17 protein-coding genes are annotated in these 16,752 nt (G+C 57.3%); 13 read left to right on the top strand and 4 right to left on the bottom strand.

The features are described 5' to 3' along the window. Positions 1–15 precede the first annotated feature (15 nt). On the bottom strand, positions 16–975 hold the full coding sequence (locus tag I6N98_RS17005; protein ID WP_198569515.1) for an IS5 family transposase: 960 nt from the start codon (positions 973–975) through the stop codon (positions 16–18). A 99-nt stretch (positions 976–1,074) separates the two neighbouring features. Between I6N98_RS17005 and I6N98_RS17000 the strand changes: the two genes are divergently transcribed. Then, positions 1,075–1,857 (top strand): SDR family oxidoreductase, encoded by a 783-nt coding sequence (locus tag I6N98_RS17000; RefSeq protein ID WP_198569514.1) that lies wholly within the window; start codon positions 1,075–1,077, stop codon positions 1,855–1,857. Positions 1,858–1,884: 27 nt separating this feature from the next. Here the strand turns inward: I6N98_RS17000 and I6N98_RS16995 are convergent, their stop codons facing one another. Then, a complete protein-coding gene (locus I6N98_RS16995; RefSeq protein ID WP_198569513.1) occupies positions 1,885–2,322 on the bottom strand; it encodes a low molecular weight protein-tyrosine-phosphatase in 438 nt (145 codons plus the stop codon). A gap of 241 nt (positions 2,323–2,563) precedes the next feature. Here I6N98_RS16995 and tkt point away from each other — a divergent pair, with 241 nt between their 5' ends. The 11 genes from tkt to I6N98_RS16945 all read left to right on the top strand — a co-directional run bounded on the left by tkt (position 2,564) and on the right by I6N98_RS16945 (position 12,919). Continuing rightward, on the top strand, positions 2,564–4,561 hold the full coding sequence (gene tkt, locus I6N98_RS16990; RefSeq protein WP_198569512.1) for a transketolase: 1,998 nt from the start codon (positions 2,564–2,566) through the stop codon (positions 4,559–4,561). Continuing rightward, positions 4,561–5,562, top strand: coding sequence for a type I glyceraldehyde-3-phosphate dehydrogenase (locus tag I6N98_RS16985; protein ID WP_198569511.1), 1,002 nt, complete (start codon positions 4,561–4,563; stop codon positions 5,560–5,562). Before tkt ends, I6N98_RS16985 begins: the two co-directional genes overlap by 1 nt. A gap of 102 nt (positions 5,563–5,664) precedes the next feature. Next, positions 5,665–6,825, top strand: coding sequence for a phosphoglycerate kinase (locus tag I6N98_RS16980; protein WP_198569510.1), 1,161 nt, complete (start codon positions 5,665–5,667; stop codon positions 6,823–6,825). 98 nt (positions 6,826–6,923) lie between these two features. Further along, positions 6,924–7,988: a class II fructose-bisphosphate aldolase gene (gene fba / locus I6N98_RS16975; RefSeq protein WP_198569509.1), complete on the top strand. Its 1,065-nt coding sequence runs from the start codon at positions 6,924–6,926 to the stop codon at positions 7,986–7,988. 620 nt (positions 7,989–8,608) lie between these two features. Next, positions 8,609–8,824 carry a hypothetical protein gene (locus tag I6N98_RS16970; RefSeq protein WP_198569508.1) on the top strand — a complete coding sequence of 72 codons (216 nt, stop codon included), beginning with the start codon at positions 8,609–8,611 and terminating at the stop codon, positions 8,822–8,824. A 162-nt stretch (positions 8,825–8,986) separates the two neighbouring features. Next, positions 8,987–9,283, top strand: a complete 297-nt coding sequence (locus I6N98_RS18650; RefSeq protein ID WP_232787389.1) for a hypothetical protein — start codon at positions 8,987–8,989, stop codon at positions 9,281–9,283. Positions 9,284–9,520: 237 nt separating this feature from the next. After that, positions 9,521–9,820, top strand: coding sequence for an IS66 family insertion sequence element accessory protein TnpA (gene tnpA, locus I6N98_RS16965; RefSeq protein WP_198569507.1), 300 nt, complete (start codon positions 9,521–9,523; stop codon positions 9,818–9,820). Beyond that, positions 9,820–10,176 (top strand): IS66 family insertion sequence element accessory protein TnpB, encoded by a 357-nt coding sequence (gene tnpB, locus I6N98_RS16960; RefSeq protein WP_232787526.1) that lies wholly within the window; start codon positions 9,820–9,822, stop codon positions 10,174–10,176. Before tnpA ends, tnpB begins: the two co-directional genes overlap by 1 nt. Before the next feature lie 25 nt (positions 10,177–10,201). After that, positions 10,202–11,752 carry an IS66 family transposase gene (gene tnpC / locus I6N98_RS16955; protein WP_198569505.1) on the top strand — a complete coding sequence of 517 codons (1,551 nt, stop codon included), beginning with the start codon at positions 10,202–10,204 and terminating at the stop codon, positions 11,750–11,752. After that, positions 11,749–12,072 (top strand): hypothetical protein, encoded by a 324-nt coding sequence (locus tag I6N98_RS16950; RefSeq protein WP_232787388.1) that lies wholly within the window; start codon positions 11,749–11,751, stop codon positions 12,070–12,072. Before tnpC ends, I6N98_RS16950 begins: the two co-directional genes overlap by 4 nt. Before the next feature lie 217 nt (positions 12,073–12,289). Continuing rightward, positions 12,290–12,919 (top strand): peroxiredoxin, encoded by a 630-nt coding sequence (locus tag I6N98_RS16945; RefSeq protein WP_198569504.1) that lies wholly within the window; start codon positions 12,290–12,292, stop codon positions 12,917–12,919. A 124-nt stretch (positions 12,920–13,043) separates the two neighbouring features. Here the strand turns inward: I6N98_RS16945 and I6N98_RS16940 are convergent, their stop codons facing one another. Both I6N98_RS16940 and I6N98_RS16935 read right to left on the bottom strand, forming a co-directional pair. After that, positions 13,044–15,119 carry a YncE family protein gene (locus tag I6N98_RS16940; protein WP_198569503.1) on the bottom strand — a complete coding sequence of 692 codons (2,076 nt, stop codon included), beginning with the start codon at positions 15,117–15,119 and terminating at the stop codon, positions 13,044–13,046. 171 nt (positions 15,120–15,290) lie between these two features. Beyond that, positions 15,291–15,629, bottom strand: a complete 339-nt coding sequence (locus tag I6N98_RS16935) for a hypothetical protein (protein ID WP_198569502.1) — start codon at positions 15,627–15,629, stop codon at positions 15,291–15,293. Between the two features lie 162 nt (positions 15,630–15,791). Here I6N98_RS16935 and I6N98_RS16930 point away from each other — a divergent pair, with 162 nt between their 5' ends. Continuing rightward, positions 15,792–16,751, top strand: a complete 960-nt coding sequence (locus I6N98_RS16930; protein WP_198569501.1) for an alpha/beta hydrolase — start codon at positions 15,792–15,794, stop codon at positions 16,749–16,751. Position 16,752: the final 1 nt, after the last annotated feature.

The following is a 16,752-nucleotide window of genomic DNA, read 5'->3' as shown; positions in this document are numbered from 1 at the left end:
GGCGCAACTATCCTGTCACGCCTGCTGCAGTTTCAATAATGACTTCTTAGCCATGACCAGATTCACCAATGCACATGATACAAAAAGATGATGGGCGTTTTTCTCCAGCCCTTTGTATCGCACTTTGGTGAAGCCAAATTGCCGCTTCATGACGCCGAACGCATGTTCGACCCGGGCGCGAACCCTGGATTTCGTCCGGTTCTTTGCTCGGTCTTCATCGGTCAGTTTGCGATACCGGCTGCCTTTTCGGTTTGTGAAATCCCTGGCGGCCGGCGCGTGATCGGTAATAACATCTCGTTTCCCGGTATAGGCCGAATCACCCCATACCCGCGTTTCCTCTCCGTGCAGCAAATCACCAATCACGACCGAATCGTGAACATTGGCGGGAGTCGCCACCACAGAATGAATCAACCGGGTTTTGCTATCGACACCGATATGCGCCTTCATCCCGAAATACCACTGATTCCCTTTCTTCGTTTGGTGCATATCCGGATCGCGCTTTCCTTCCTTGTTCTTGGTGGAACTGGGCGCATTAATGATCGAGGCATCGACAATGGTGCCGCGGGTAATTTTTATCCCGTTCTCATTGAGATACTCATTGACCAGATGAAACAGGTGACCGCCGAGATTGTGTTTTTCCATCAAATGGCGAAACTTGCAGATCGTGGTTTCGTCGGGAACAGGCTCCTCGCCGAGATCAATACCGACGAAGTTGCGCATGGCGCGGGAATCATACAAGGCTTCCTCGGCCGCCGGATCGGACAGGTTGAACCAGTGCTGGAGGAAATGAATTCGCAGCATCCGCTCAATCCCGATGGGACGTCGGCCAGCACCCTGAGGATTCGGATAGTAGGGACCGATGGCTTCGCAAAGTTCCGCCCAGGGAATAATGCTTTCCATATCATCGAGAAAGCGCTCCTTCCGCGTCCTTTTGCGGAATTTCTCGAAGCCATCTGTCAGAGAGTTTTGCTTCATCGGGAATATCGTTCCGGTGATAACGAGGATTTGTGCATTATTGCAAAAATCGTGAATAAATCAGAGATGCCCTAAATCAATAACGAAAAAGGAGATGAAATGCTTAATGAAATGTTTGGTTTACAGGGCAGGGTCGCTGTTGTCACCGGTGGCGCCAAAGGCCTGGGTGCGTGGATGTCTCAAGCTCTGCTGTCGGTGGGTGCGACGGTATATGTTACCTCGAGAAAATCTGCGGATTGTGATCGTTTTGCCGATGAGATGAATGGCAGAGATTATCAGGGGCGTTGTGTTTCCCTTCCTTATGATTTGGCTGATTTGCGTCAAATTGAACAGTTTGCTTCGGAGCTACAGGGGCGGGAACAAAAGCTCGATATCTTGGTAAACAATGCCGGCACCACCTGGGGCAACGCGCTGGGGGAATTCCCGGAAAAAGGTTGGGACCGGGTGATGGATCTTAATCTCAAGGCACCTTTTTTTCTTGTTCAAGCATTATTGCCGCTGATTAAAAAGGCGGGTGATGCCGGCATGCCGGCCAGAATCGTCAATGTTGGCTCGTCGGAGGGGCTGCACGCGCCCCTACTGGGCAATTACTCCTACAGCGCCAGCAAGGCGGGGCTGCATCATCTGACCCGTCACTTGGCCCGTCACCTTGCCGCCGAGCACATTAACGTTAACGCGATTGTGCCGGGGGCGTTTCTGACCAAAATGATGGAGCAGACCGGGCCCGAGGTAATGGACAAAGTGGTGGGTGAGATACCGCTGCGTCGAATGGGGGAGCAAGGTGACATCGAAGGGGCTGTTCTGTTGTTGTGCTCGGCCGCGGGCAAATACGTCACCGGAGCAGTGTTACCTGTCGACGGCGGCTGGTCGGGCTGCCTCTAGGCTCGCTGGTATCGCTACTGGTGGTCGCTAGAGATACTTCAACCAGTCATCAGTATATTGATCGAGCAATTGATACACGTGCTCAAAGGCTTCCCGGCTCTTGCGATAGGGGTCGGGCACGTCCTGATTGTTGGACCACTTGCCCAACAGGAAGGTTTTGCCACTGACTTGGGGTGCCAGGTCGTTGATGCCTTTGATATGCCTGGGCTCCATGGTGAGAATCAGGTCGGCATTCACCAGCATGTCGCGGGTTAGCTTGCGGGCTACATGCTCGCTGGCGTCGATGCCATTGGCAGTTAGCAGCTCACCGGCAGTGGCGTCGATCCCTTGGCCCACCAATGCGCCGAGCCCGGCGGAGTGGATGGTTAGCCCCGGGCGGTGAGCGGTTTTGTGCTTGAGCAGGTATTCCGCGCTGGGACTGCGGCAGATATTGCCAATACAGACAAAAAGAATGTTGTTGAACATGCCGTAGGGTCCATCCGGAGGTCAAAATAGGTAGGCGATTTATTCTCGCCGGCTCTCCGCCGTCCTGCAAGGCGGTTTTCCGTATAAGGGCAAATTTACCGCCGGATGGCCGTCATTCGCCCCAATTGTGCGCTGGAGCCCAATATTTACGGTAGTTTCGGGCCCTCAAGGTTTGCTGTTCCGCGCCGGGTAAGGGAAAATACCGCCCCTCTTCGCAGTAGCCAGTTTTCAGGAGCACACCATGCCCTCTCGCAGTGACCTCGCCAACGCCATACGGGCGTTGAGTATGGATGCCGTTCAACAAGCCAACTCGGGTCACCCCGGCGCCCCAATGGGGATGGCGGATATTGCCGAGGTGCTTTGGCGGGACTACCTGCAGCACAACCCCAGCAACCCCCAGTGGGCCAATCGCGACCGCTTTGTGCTGTCTAACGGTCACGGCTCCATGCTGATCTACTCGCTGCTGCATCTCACTGGCTACGATCTGCCCATCGATGAGCTGAAGAACTTCCGTCAGCTGCACAGTAAAACCCCTGGCCACCCCGAGTACGGCTACACCCCCGGGGTAGAGACCACCACCGGCCCATTGGGGCAGGGTTTGGCCAACGCCGTGGGTATGGCCGTGGCTGAGAAGACCTTGGCAGCCCAGTTCAATCGCGACGGTTTTGACGTGGTTGACCACTATACCTACGTATTCCTGGGAGATGGCTGCCTGATGGAGGGTATTTCCCATGAGGTTTGCTCGCTGGCCGGCACTTTGGGGCTGGGTAAACTGGTCGCCTTCTACGATGACAACGGTATTTCCATCGATGGTGAAGTCGAGGGCTGGTTTACCGACGATACCCCCCGCCGCTTTGAGTCCTACGGCTGGCACGTTGTCCCCGGCGTCGACGGTCACGACAGTGCAGCGGTGGCCGCGGCCATCGAAGCTGCCCGCAGCGAGACCGGCAAGCCGACACTGATTTGCTGCAAGACCATTATCGGAAAGGGCTCCCCCAACAAGCAGGGCAAGGAAGAGTGCCACGGTGCGCCGCTGGGTGGCGACGAGATTACCCTCGCGCGGGAAGCGCTGGGCTGGAATCACGGCCCCTTTGAAATCCCCGAGGATATCTACCAGCAGTGGAGCGCCAAAGACTCGGGTGACGCCGCGGAATCTGCCTGGAATCAACAGTTTGCCGCTTACCGCGAGCAGTACCCGGAGTTGGCGGCCGAGTTTGAGCGCCGCACCGCCGGTACCTTGCCGGAGGATTTTGCCGAGCAGGCCGAGGCCTACATTTACCAGTGCCAGGACGAGCTCAAAGAGCTGGCATCCCGCAAAGCGTCCCAGGCCTGTATCGAAGCCTACGGCGCCTTGTTGCCCGAGCTGCTGGGCGGCTCCGCCGACTTGGCCGGCTCTAACCTGACCCTGTGGAGCGGCGCCAAGCCGATCACTGCCGAAGACGCCAGCGGTAATTACCTGCACTACGGCGTGCGGGAGTTTGGTATGTCGGCGATGATGAATGGCATCGCGCTGCACGGCGGCTTTATCAACTACGGCGCCACCTTCCTGGTATTTATGGAATACGCCCGCAACGCGGTGCGGATGGCGGCGCTGATGAAGCAGCGCAGCATTTTTGTCTACACCCACGACTCGATTGGTCTGGGTGAAGACGGTCCCACCCACCAGCCGGTGGAGCAACTTACCGCGCTGCGCAGCACCCCCAATATGTCGGTGTGGCGTCCCTGTGATATGGCGGAAACCGCGGTGGCCTGGAAAGCGGCCATCGAGCGCGCCGACGGCCCCAGTGCGTTGATCTTCTCCCGTCAGGGCCTGCCCCACCAGCACCGCGCCACCGCGCAGGTCGCCGCGATTGCCAAGGGTGGCTACGTGCTCAGCGACAGCGACGGCGAGCCGGAAGCCATCATTATCGCCACCGGCTCCGAGGTGAAGTTGGCCATGGCGGCTCAGGAAACCCTGGCTGCCAAAGGGCACAAGGTGCGTGTTGTCTCCATGCCCTGTACCGACGTCTTCGACGCTCAGGACGGCTACTATAAAGAGTCGGTATTGCCCAGCAATGTCCCGGCCCGTGTTGTGGTGGAAGCCGCTCACGCCGACTATTGGTACAAATACGTTGGCCTGGACGGCCGGGTTGTGGGCATGACCAGCTTTGGTGAATCAGCACCGGGCGGCGCGCTCTACGAACACTTTGGCATCACTGCTGAAGCGGTAGTCGAAGCCGTCGAGGATACGCTGGACTGATGATCCGCCTGGCCATCAATGGCTACGGTCGTATTGGCCGCTGTGTACTGCGGGCGCTCTACGAGTCGCCCTTGCAGGACAAACTGGTGGTGGTTGCCATCAACGAGCCAGCAGACCTGGAGACCATTGCCCATCTGACTCGCTACGACAGTACCCACGGTCGTTTTGTGGGCACGGTCGAGCACACCGAGGGGTGGTTGATCGTGAACGGCGACGGTATTGCCATCAGCCACCACGAGGACATGCGGGACCTGGATTGGAGCCGCTTTAACGTCGATGTGGTGCTGGATTGCAGTGGCGCCTATCCCGACACTGCCTCCCTGGAGGGGCACCTGGAGCGGGGTGCCCGCCATGTGCTGCTGTCCCAGCCCGGCGCCGCTGAAATCCCCACTGTGGTCTATGGCCTCAACCATCAGGAACTCAGCAGCGAGACCCGCATTGCCTCCAATGCCTCCTGTACCACCAATTGCATTGCCCCGGTTATCGACGTCCTGAACCGGGCTTTCGAGGTGCGCTCGGGTTGCATCACCACCATTCACTCGGCGATGAACGACCAGCCGGTGCTGGACGCCTACCACCACACCGATTTACGCAAAACCCGCGCGGCGGGGATGTCGATGATCCCGGTGGAAACCGGGCTGGCCGCGGGTATTGGCCGCATCCTCCCAGAGCTGGAGGGGCGCTTTGCAGCCCGGGCGGTGCGGATTCCCACTCCCAACGTCTCGGCGATGGAACTGAGCGTGACCCTGGGAGCTCGGGTCGACCGGGGCGACATCAACGCGGCGCTGCAAATGGCGGCCCGGTCGCGGCTGGATGGCGTGCTGGGCGTCACCGAGGAGCCGCTGGCCTCCTGCGATTTTAATCACGATCCGCGCTCGGCCATTGTCGATGCCGCCCAGACCCGGGTCGCGGGAGAGTTGGCCAGTGTCTTTACCTGGTTCGACAACGAATGGGGCTATGCCAACCGCATGTTGGACGTCGTCGCCCACTGGCTGCGCTAGCTTGGCGCGCCGACCCTGGCGCAATTTTCGCAATGTGACTCCACGAGTCGGGAAGGTCACACGCGATTCAGAATCTGAACTGTGAATTATTGGAGTGATGGAATGACCGTGATCAAAATGGCGGATCTGGAACTGGCCGGCAAGCGGGTTCTGATTCGGGAAGATCTCAACGTGCCTGTAAAGGATGGCAAAGTGTCCTCCGATGCGCGGATTCGCGCTGCCCTACCCACCATTAAGCTGGCCATGGAGCAGGGTGCCAAGGTGATCCTAATGTCCCACCTGGGCCGCCCCTCCGAAGGCGAGATCGACCCCCAGTACTCCCTCAAGCCAGTTGCCGAGCACCTGGGCGAGTTGTTGGGCTGCAAAGTGCCGCTGGTCGACGAGTGGCGGCTGGGCGTTGAGCTCAACGACGGCGAAGTCGCGCTGCTGGAAAACGTCCGCTACAACGTCGGTGAAAAGAAAAATGCCGACGATTTGGCCCAGGCCTACGCCGGCCTCTGCGAAGTCTTTGTGATGGATGCCTTCGGTACCGCCCACCGCGCCCAGGCCTCCACCCACGGCGTTGCCAAGTTTGCGCCGGTGGCCTGCGCCGGACCGCTGCTGGCGGCAGAACTGGACAACCTGGAGAAGGCCCTGGCCAAGCCCGCCCGGCCGATGGTGGCCATCGTCGGCGGCTCCAAAGTCTCCACCAAGCTTACCGTACTGGAAACCTTGTCAGAGAAGGTCGATCAGCTGATTGTTGGCGGCGGAATCGCCAATACCTTCTTGGCGGCGGCCGGCCTCAATGTTGGTAAGTCACTGTACGAAGAGGACTTAATTCCCCAGGCCAAATCGCTGATGGAAAAATGCGACATTCCTTTGCCGTCGGATGTGATCACCGGCAAGCAGTTTGACGAAAATGAGCCTGCCACCCTGCGTCCCGCCGAAAACGTCGGCGATGACGACATGATTTTCGATATCGGCCCGGTGTCGGCAGCGGCGCTGGCTGAAATTTTGCGTCAGGCTGGTACCATCATTTGGAACGGCCCGGTGGGGGTATTTGAGTTCGATCAGTTTGCCGACGGCACCGAAGAGATCGCCAAAGCCATTGCCGAGTCCTCGGCCTTTTCCATTGCCGGCGGTGGCGACACCTTGGCCGCCATCGACAAGTTCGGCATCGCCGATCAGGTTTCCTACATTTCCACCGGTGGCGGCGCGTTTCTTGAATACGTAGAAGGCAAGGTGCTGCCGGCGGTGGCTATCTTGGAAGATCGCGGGAGCTAGCTCGGAAGAACGCGCGAGCTAAGCGCCGCCAGGCACACAGCAATTACAATTTCAGGGCGCCGACACGGCGGCGCTTTGCACACTGAAGGGAGAATACAATGGCACTTATCAGCATGCGTCAGTTGCTGGATCACGCTGCCGAACACAGCTACGGCGTACCGGCCTTTAACGTCAATAATTTAGAGCAGACTCGGGCGATCATGGAAGCGGCCCGGGAGACCGATAGCCCGGTGATCATGCAGGCCTCCGCCGGTGCCCGCAAATACGCGGGGGCGCCGTTTTTGCGCCACATGATTCTGGCTGCCATTGAAGAATTCCCCGAGATTCCAGTGGTCATGCACCAGGACCACGGCACCAGCCCCGCCATTTGCCAGCGTTCCATTCAGCTGGGTTTCAGCTCGGTGATGATGGACGGCTCCCTCGGCACAGATGGCAAAACCCCCACCGATTACGACTACAACGTCGATGTCACCCGCACCGTGGTAGAAATGGCCCACGCCTGCGGCGTATCGGTAGAGGGCGAGCTGGGCTGCCTTGGCTCACTGGAAACCGGTCAGGCCGGTGAAGAGGACGGCGTCGGTGCCGAGGGCACCCTGTCTCACGAGCAGATGCTGACCGACCCCGAAGAAGCAGCGGACTTTGTCGCCAAGACTGGTGTGGATGCTTTGGCCATTGCCTGTGGCACCAGCCACGGCGCCTACAAGTTTACCCGGCCGCCCTCAGACGACATCCTCGCCATCGGCCGCATCAAAGAAATTCACGCCCGCATTCCCGACACCCACTTGGTAATGCATGGCAGCTCCAGTGTGCCCCAGGATTGGCTGGCCATCATCAATGAGTACGGTGGCGAAATCCCCGAGACCTATGGTGTGCCGGTTGAGCAGATTGTGGAAGGCATCAAATACGGCGTACGCAAAGTGAATATCGACACCGATTTGCGTTTGGCCTCCACCGGCGCCGTTCGCCGTTTTCTGGCCAACAACCCCAGCGAGTTTGACCCGCGCAAATACCTGAAGGAAACCATCAAAGAAATGAAGGCCATCTGCGTGGCCCGCTATGAAGCCTTCGGCACAGCCGGAAACGCCAGCAAGATCAAACCCCTGAACCTGGAAACCATGTTTATGGAGTACGAGTCGGGGCACCTGGACCCAAAAATTAAATAGGTCCGCTTGCAATCAGTGTTAACAAAAACGGCTGCCATTAGGTGGCCGTTTTTGTTTTTAGGCCCACCTTTTGTAGCCTAATAAAAAACTGTTGAGCGATGCTGGGCCTGTGGTATTTTGGCTTGCAACGAATCGATCCGGAAAGGCGTTATCGTGAGGCTTTTTGTCGGCTCTAATCGGGGCGCGTTTTAGGGAAAGATCAAATAAACAAAGGGATGGAAGATGCAGCTAGAAAAACTCTCTGTGTATATATTTCAAGGCGACGTGTTTAAGCATGTCATATTGACGTTGAAGTAGCTGTTAAATTTTAAAATGGAAAAATTACTCGTAGCATTAGGTTTAGATCGAAAGCATAGAGAAAAAGTGCACCGAAATATGCGGCTACCAATCGCTGTTTTGGCTATTGTATTTTTTGTTCTATCAGTATCGCAGCTTTATTTCGTGGCAAGCGAGTACGGATTGTCAGAAATATTTGGCGGTAGTGAAGAATCCGTAAATGCGAGAAATGGGCTTTTTTGTTCATTATTTTTAGGTGTAATTTGGTGTTTACTGTATGTTCGAAACAACTTAAAAAATTAACAAGTTTAGGTGCTTGATGCTAAAGGCGTTAGGAGTAAATAGTGGTTGAGATCGCAGGAATATTATTTTTCTTTGTGGCCGTTGTTTTCGGTCTGGTTGCTTTATGGCAACTCTACGATAAAAGTGGAAAGTTTTATAAAGCTGTCTCGGCACAAGGGCCTTCAAAAATTAAAAGCACAAAAAGATCAATCATATTTATTGTCGCTATATTTTGCTTCATGCTGGTAAGTAATTTAGTTAACTATTTTAATCAATAAAAATAGGGCTATTTTTAAAGGTGTAAAATGCAAGTATCTAGTCATATGGCACCGAATAAGCAACACCAATTCACAGCCTACGGCTGCAGGAATCAGCATTGCCGCTTAGCCGTTGTGCCGGGCATTGAGTGACCTATGGGGAAACGAGAAATAATCACTCTCATGCATAAGCTGCACTACGGAGATATCAATACTTCTGATGGGTATGTGCATCTCATGGTAAATGGCTCGCTAGACCGCGAGAAATTTGAGCAGTTTGTGCGTCGATACATCACCGAGGACAACTTGCTGCTATACGCGGACTCACAGAATGTGATGTGGGGTGGCATCCAAGAGGCGTTCGCATTTACGCAGGAACATATGTTGAGTAACCGCATCCGCGTTGCTAGCATGGATTTTTTAGCAAAGTTGATAATCGAACCAACCGGTGTTGGCGCTGGGCACTTAGCAAGTGGGTGATGCTGACTGTGTAGGTACCCCGGCTTGATAAATACTTTCTGTTAACTCAGCGGGCTTCCCCGATAGCTGAGTTTGTCTGCCGCAAGCACATAGATAAACTACCAACGATATAAAGCCGATCTGTGTGGCCTGCTATAAGATCGCCAGGTCGGCCCAAGGTAAGCGCTCAATAAACCCCATCTAAATTTTCTGCCGCGACTTGGCTACGCTCCGGATTTTCCTGACCTGGAGCATCCTATGAGCACTGAACCTACCTCATCCAAAGAGCAATTCTGGCAAGCGCACTTCATCGCCTGGGAAGCCAGCGGCCTGTCTCAGATCGAGTATTGCAAACAGCATGACCTCAAGCCGTCGAACTTCGCCTACTGGCGCACACGGGCTAATAAAAAGCGCCGGAAGTTCATGCCACTGTCGCCCCCGGTGACAAGCGATCGCTTGGTGCTCGGTTTACCCCATGGCATACGCCTCGAGTTGCCCGCTCACGCACTGGCCGAATTGCTGCCAACCGTGCTCCGGGCGTTGCGGGAGTCAGCGTGATGCTTCGCCCGTCGCCGAGCGTTCAGGTCTATTTGTACCTGGAGCCCGTAGACATGCGCAAGTCCATTGATGGGCTGGCCCTGCTCGTTGAGAGTGAACTGGCGCTCTCCCCGATGTCAGAAGCGCTGTTCGTCTTCTGCAATCGGGGACGAGACAAGATCAAAATGCTGTACTGGGAGCGCAATGGCTTTGTGCTCTGGTACAAGCGCCTTGAGAAGCAGCGTTTCCGCTGGCCACGGGAATCAGCCTTCTTGTATGAGCAGCGCGATGGCCGCGATTTGAATTATCTGCTCGACGGCTTTGATATCTGGGCCCAGCGGCCCCATCAAACCCTGCATTTTGACTCGGTATCCTGAGCTCCCTCCAGTATAATAGGGCGCTATGACAGCGCCTTCTCCACAGTCCCTGCCTGACGATATCGATGCACTGAAGACTCTGCTTCTGAAGAAGGAGCAGCGCATCCACCTGCTTGAAGAACAGATTCGCTTGTTCAAGCAAAAGCGCTTTGGGTCGAGCAGTGAGAAGAGCGACCAGCAGGCTGAGTTATTTAACGAGGCCGAGTTGATCGACATGATGGAGTCGGCGTCGGAAGCCGAAGCGCTTGAGTCGGCAGCGCCAGCTCAGCGAGAAGCGGCTCCCCGTAAAGCCAAGCCCGGCCGCAAGCCGCTTCCGGCAGACCTGCCCCGCATTCGCATTGAACATGACCTGCCCGACGCCGACAAAGTCTGCACCTGTGGTTGTGTGCGTGACTGTATTGGCGAAGACACCAGCGAACAGCTGGACATCATTCCGGCCAAGGTTCAGGTACTGGTGAACGTTCGTAAAAAGTATGCCTGCAAACAGTGCGAAGGCAACGTCAGTACTGCACCACTGCCGCCGCAGCCGATTCCCAAGAGCAAGGCCAGCCCGGGCTTGCTGGCCCACATCGCTGTTGCCAAATACCAGGATGCACTGCCGCTGTACCGGCAGGAGGGTATTCTCGGGCGCAGCGATATCGATCTCCCCCGCCATACCTTAGCGCTGTGGATGGTCAAGGCGGGCCAGTTGGCACAGCCGCTGATCAATCTGTTGCAGGATCACTTGTTAAGCTATCCGGTACTGCGGTGCGATGAAACCACCGTGCAGGTGTTGAAGGAGCCGGGTAAGGAGGCTCAGAGCCACTCCTATATGTGGGTGCGGGTCGGCGGGCCGCCCACGCAAACCACTAAACTTTACCATTATGCTGACAGTCGCCGGGGAGAGGTGGCCCAGCAGCTGTTGATGGGCTACCAGGGCTATGTGCAGACCGATGACTATGCGGGGTACAACGGGGCCTGCGCCCAAGCGGGTATTACCCAGCTGGGCTGTTGGGCACATGCCCGCCGCAAGTTTGTGGAAGCGCAGAAGGCCGTCGGCAAGCAGAAGAAGGCAGGTAAGGTCGATATGGCGGTGAGCATGATCGCCAAGCTCTACGCGATCGAGAAGCGGGCAGAGACCCTGTCGCCGGAAGCGCGCTACACCCTGCGTCAGCAGGAGAGCGTTCCCCAGCTCCAAGCCATCCGCGTCTGGCTGGACAAAACCCTGCATACTACTCTGCCCAAAGGATTACTGGGCAAGGCTCTGAGCTATCTGGAGAAGAACTGGAGCAAACTGACCGTCTACACGCAGGACGGTCGGCTCGGCATAGACAATAATCCGGCAGAGAACGCGATCCGCCCCTTCGTGGTGGGGCGCAAGAACTGGCTGTTCAGCGCCTCGACCTCGGGCGCCACCGCCAGTGCGAACCTGTACAGTCTGATTGAAACGGCCAAGGCGAATGGCCTGGAACCCTTTGCTTACCTGAAGCGGGTGTTTACTGAATTGCCCCGAGCACAAGGCCTTGAAGACATCGAAGCGTTACTGCCATGGCAGATGCCTACAAAGGCTCCCGAGGTAGTGAAGGTGGCCTCATGAAACGGGTGATGAAAATCGACATCGATCATCTCGATGCCGACGAACTGATGGCGTTGAACCAGCGTATTGTTGAGCGCCTGAAGATGCTGGAATCGATGCACGCACACCAGTCGATGATGCAGTTCCACCCCGGCGCTCGGGTCAGCTTCAGCTCCCCGCAGGGCGACCGGGTCCTCGCGACCATTATGAAATTCAATCGCAAGACGGTAACCGTGGTGACGGACAGCGGGCAGCGCTGGAATGTCTCACCGCACCTGCTCTCGGCGGTCAAGGATGCCACGCCGTCGTCCGTGATCGATGGGCGATTAGAAAACGACTGAACGCAACGGTGGGGTTTGTTGAGCGCTTACGGCCCAAGCTCCCGCCAAAACTAGCGTTAAAAGCCGGTGCCCCGAAGGCGGCCGGCTTTTTTGTATCCGCTTGACCTGTATCAAACACCTATCGATGTTATTGGAATAATATATTTTAAAGTTATATACATATTCCATATAGTTTTAATTGAGGCACAGCACAACCCGACATCTATAGGAGAAAGTCATGAGTCTGAAACTTGGTGATACAGCCCCCAACTTCCAAATTGCCACCACCACTGGCGACATCGATTTTCATCAGTGGGCCGGCGATTCCTGGGTCTTTTTCTTCAGTCACCCCGCCGATTTCACCCCGGTGTGCACCACTGAGATGGGCCGCACGGCGCAGTTGTCTGATGAATTCACTGCTCGCAACGTCAAGCCGCTGGGCCTGTCCACCGACTCGGTGGAGGAGCACTTGAAGTGGATTGAGGACGTTAACGAGACTCAGAATACCACCCTGCGATTCCCCATTGTGGCGGACAAGGATCACAAGGTCGCCGAGCTCTATGAAATGATCCACCCCGGTGAAAGTGAGACTGCGGCGGTGCGCTCGGTGTTTATCATCGATCCGGACAAGAAGATTCGCCTGACCATGACCTACCCGATGAGTGTGGGCCGCAACTTCAGCGAGATACTGCGGGTGATCGACTCTCTGCAGTTGAGCGATGCCAAGTGCGTTGCTACGCCAGCGGACTGGGTCCCGGGAAGCAAGGTCATTATCCCGCCAGGTATTGAGAACGAAAGGGCGAAGGACTTGTTTCCACAGGGTTGGGAGGAGTTGCGGCCCTACCTGCGCCTGACCAAGGTGGACTAAAAAAGGGTGGACTAAAAAAATGCCCCCATCCGTGGATGAGGGCGTTTCGCTTACCTTAGCACCGACACTAATCTTGTGCCGGTGCCACTTTCATTTACCTCTACTCACTACTGTCCCTCAGTCACTACTGCATCAAAACCAGTGACTCGGGATTGGGCGTTGCCACACTGTCGCTGGGCGCCGCGTTGCCGACCAAAGAATTGTCGGTAAGGAAGTTGCGCCACACCTGGAGTGCACCGCCGCCGTTGGCTTTCTCGGCAACGTAGAGGTCGACGCCGTCAAAGGCGATGTCCACCGGGTTGCCCAACAGGGTGGTCGGACCCGCAACGAGTTTACCCACTTCAGTATTGCCATTGGCAGTGGCGGCATTCTCTATGGTCAGCAGTGCACCGTCGGTCGCCACGGCACCGGAGCCAACGTCCGCCAGGATCAGCGTGTCAGAGCGCTGGTCGTAGCGGGCGCTGTGCAGGTTGGTCGGCGCCGGGAAGGGCAGGCCGCCGGTGGTGGGCACGATGGTCCGGGACGGACCACTGGCTCCCAGATCCTGAGAGAAGTTGTCGTAAACGTCTACAGTGCCGTTGGTCAACGCCACAAACAGGGCGTCGATGGCGGGCGCGTAGTCGCTGTCCCAGGGGGTGCCGGTACCGCCCAATGATGCGGCGGGTGCCACGTTGCCACTGTCACAGCTGCTGAATACCAGCACGCTGCCGGTGGTGGTATCGGAGACCATCAGCAGGCCCAGGTCGTCGGCGATCTCCAGGCCTTTGGGTGTGGCCAGTGTGGTGTTGGCACCCTGAATCAGCCGGTCGCGGCTGGGATCAAAGCTGCCGCCCAGGCGCGCATCGATGGCGCTGATCACCGCAATACCGGGGCTGGCGCCAGCGTCAAAATTGACATAGGCGTCGCCGGCGCGGTCCAGAACCACGTTCTCCAGGCCGGTGAGGCCGGGAATGCTGGTGGTGTCAAAGGCCGTGGACGGAGTGCCCAGGTTGCGGCTGGTAACCAGCAGCTGGCCGGAGGTCGGGGAGCCCGCCGCCGGGTTGCTGGTGCTCAGCAGTCGGTAAGGCGTGGTGGGGTCGGCAATATCGGTGCTGCCCGCTATGGGGTCTGCATCGGGGACGACCACCAGTGACTCGGGTTTGGTGGTGGCAAAGATCACATCCGGCGGCAGATCGCCATTGCCGCGTTCAAAGATATTGCGGTACACCAGAATGGCGTCGTTGGACTTCTCGGCGATGCGCACATCGCCACCGTCCAGCTGCAGGTCTACCGGGTTACCCAGCAGCGTGCTGGGTCCGGCGATGGTGACGCTGGGGGTGACGCTGCCGGTGGCCGCACTGGCACCTTCAAATACATAGAGGCTGCCATCGGCGGGGTCGGAGGCGGAGCCAACGTCTGTGACCACCAGGCGGTCGCCCGCGGCATCGTAATCAATACCGTGGAAGTTGGTGGTGGCGCCGGCCGTGCTGGCGGTAAAGACCCGCGGGGTGACGGTTTGTCCCAAGTCCGTGGAGAACTGGTCAAACACCGCTACCGAGCCATCGGTCTGGGCCACGTAGAGGCGGTCACCAGCGGCATCGTAGGTGCTGTCCCAGGCGTTGCTGCCCAGGCTCACCGTGGCCACAGGGGATTGGTCACCGGCTGCGGCGGTACCGAATACCAACAGGTTATTGGCACCGACGTTGGCCACGACCACCAGGCCATGGTCCTCAATCAAGGTAATGCCTTTGGGGCTGGACAGGCCGGTGTTGGCGCCTGCGAGCGTGAAGGCGGCGTCTCCGGTGGAGCGCGACGGCGCATTGCAGGCGGTGATCAGGCTCGATGGCGCATTGGCGTCCTGGGCCTGGGTCAGGCGGTGGGCGGCGTTGACCACAATGCCCTCATTGCCGCCGGTGTCGTAGTTATTGAGCAGGGCCAGGGACTCGTCCCGGACGCTCACAGTTTTGTCGCTGCTGCCGTTGTTGGCTACAAAAATAGTGGCAGCGGGGAAAGCAGGGTTGCCATTAGCGCCGGGTGCACCAGGCGATCCGGGGGCGCCAGGGGCTCCCGGTGCGCCAGCGGCGCCGTTTTTGCCATCGTCGCCATCACAGGCGGCGAGAACTAAGGTAGAGGCGAGTAGAGTGGGAAGAAGTGTTTTGGCGGTGAAGTTGCGGGACGACCTGTGTGCTGATCTGCACTGAGGCTGTGGCGTAGTATCCATATTGAGCACCTTTTTTTCTATCGTCGTTATTGCATCGGGCAGGGCCACATGCCCTGTCCACGGTATTTAAGCCGTGTAGGCGATACGTGCTGGTTTGGATTTTGGTTTTTTACTGTGAGGGAATTCGGCGCCCGGTTTTAGACCTGGGGTGTCAGGGCGCCGGAAGAGAGCTTACTGCTGTTTAAAGGCCTTGATTTGAGCGTTGTACTGCTCGGAGGTGGCTTTCATCTCGTCGACCACATGGTTGTAAGCAGAAACGATTTTGGCTTTTTGCTCTTCGGTGATGTCTTCGCCCAATTGGGTCTCTTTTTGTTTCAGGCAGCCAATAAAGAATTCGCTCTGCTTGATGTATTCCTGCACTTCGCCTTGCGCTTCGACCATTTCTTCATAACTGGCGCTGCTGCCGTCGGGCAGTGAGGGGGCTTTGTCGTACTCGCACTCGCGATCGGCGGCGTGGGCGGAAAAACTGAGGGCCATGGCGCTCAGCGCTGTCAGCAATATGTATTTCACTATTATCTCCTCGTTGACCGGTTTTTTGCGCACCCTAACATTTGCAGCGGGGGTGATGCGAACACGGTGCTTGCTGGTTAAGGAGTGCTGGCTAAGGAGTGCTGGCTAGGGCGTGGTAATGGCTTTACCATCACCAAAAACAAGCAGAGATCGGCAAAACTAATGACGTGGCAACAATCAATCGACCAGTTCAATCTCCCTTTGCTTCCGCCCTTCGCCGAAGAGGTGGCGATAACGGACTGGCCCCAGGGGCGGGATTACCTTCACTGCTACGATTCCGATTTTGCCGAGACCTACCCGGATGTGCGCCACACCATTGGCCGCATCGACAGCGCCAGCTACAACATTGCGGTGCAGTGCCTGCGTAGACCGAATGCCCGGGCGACAGTGTTCGTGTTTCACGGTTACTACGACCACGTTGGCTTGTATAACAATGTGATTCACTACTGCTTAAAGCACGGTTGCGATGTGGTGGCTTACGACCTGCCGGGGCACGGGCTTTCCAGTGGCGAGCGGGCGGCGATTGACAGCTTTCATACCTACCGCCAGGTACTCAGAGATGTGCTTGGCGCAGTGGCTGATATCGACTTGGCCAAGCCGTTTCTGGCCATGGCCCAGAGCACCGGTTGCGCGATACTGATGTCACACCTACTGGATGGCGGCAGTGACGATTTTGCCAGGTCGGTATTGATGGCGCCGTTGGTGCGTCCCGCCGCGTGGGGGTGGGGCCGGTCGGCCCACGCACTGCTCAAGCACCTTATTCACAGTTTGCCGCGCCGCTTTGCCGACAACTCCGATGATCAGGCCTTTCTGGAGTTTTTGCGCCATCGCGACCCCCTGCAGCCGCGGCGTCTGCCGGTGAGTTGGGTGGGGGCGCTCAAGGCCTGGCTGCCGTGGTTTCACGCTTTGGCGCCCCAGCCGGACTGCAAGGTGCTGATTTTGCAGGGCGACAACGACGATACCGTGGATTGGCGTTACAACCTGCCGGTGATTCGCGACAAATTCCCGGCCTATCGGGAGGTGGCGATCCCCGGTGCCCGGCACCATCTGGTGAAAGAGGGTGAGTCCTATCGGGCCAAGGTGTGGTCGGCCTGCGACGGCTTTCTGTTGGAAGGTATCTAGC

It is taken from the genome of Spongiibacter nanhainus, from assembly GCF_016132545.1.
In the GTDB taxonomy this organism is placed as follows: domain Bacteria; phylum Pseudomonadota; class Gammaproteobacteria; order Pseudomonadales; family Spongiibacteraceae; genus Spongiibacter; species Spongiibacter nanhainus.
This window is presented reverse-complemented; position numbering and strand designations above follow the sequence as displayed.

Coding starts and splice junctions, on each gene's coding strand:
- I6N98_RS17005 (WP_198569515.1), bottom strand. CDS start 975: ATGAAGCAAAACTCTCTGACAGATGGCTTCGAGAAATTCCGCAAAAGG.
- I6N98_RS17000 (WP_198569514.1), top strand. CDS start 1,075: ATGCTTAATGAAATGTTTGGTTTACAGGGCAGGGTCGCTGTTGTCACC.
- I6N98_RS16995 (WP_198569513.1), bottom strand. CDS start 2,322: ATGTTCAACAACATTCTTTTTGTCTGTATTGGCAATATCTGCCGCAGT.
- tkt (WP_198569512.1), top strand. CDS start 2,564: ATGCCCTCTCGCAGTGACCTCGCCAACGCCATACGGGCGTTGAGTATG.
- I6N98_RS16985 (WP_198569511.1), top strand. CDS start 4,561: ATGATCCGCCTGGCCATCAATGGCTACGGTCGTATTGGCCGCTGTGTA.
- I6N98_RS16980 (WP_198569510.1), top strand. CDS start 5,665: ATGACCGTGATCAAAATGGCGGATCTGGAACTGGCCGGCAAGCGGGTT.
- fba (WP_198569509.1), top strand. CDS start 6,924: ATGGCACTTATCAGCATGCGTCAGTTGCTGGATCACGCTGCCGAACAC.
- I6N98_RS18650 (WP_232787389.1), top strand. CDS start 8,987: ATGCATAAGCTGCACTACGGAGATATCAATACTTCTGATGGGTATGTG.
- tnpA (WP_198569507.1), top strand. CDS start 9,521: ATGAGCACTGAACCTACCTCATCCAAAGAGCAATTCTGGCAAGCGCAC.
- tnpB (WP_232787526.1), top strand. CDS start 9,820: ATGCTTCGCCCGTCGCCGAGCGTTCAGGTCTATTTGTACCTGGAGCCC.
- tnpC (WP_198569505.1), top strand. CDS start 10,202: ATGACAGCGCCTTCTCCACAGTCCCTGCCTGACGATATCGATGCACTG.
- I6N98_RS16950 (WP_232787388.1), top strand. CDS start 11,749: ATGAAACGGGTGATGAAAATCGACATCGATCATCTCGATGCCGACGAA.
- I6N98_RS16945 (WP_198569504.1), top strand. CDS start 12,290: ATGAGTCTGAAACTTGGTGATACAGCCCCCAACTTCCAAATTGCCACC.
- I6N98_RS16940 (WP_198569503.1), bottom strand. CDS start 15,119: ATGGATACTACGCCACAGCCTCAGTGCAGATCAGCACACAGGTCGTCC.
- I6N98_RS16930 (WP_198569501.1), top strand. CDS start 15,792: ATGACGTGGCAACAATCAATCGACCAGTTCAATCTCCCTTTGCTTCCG.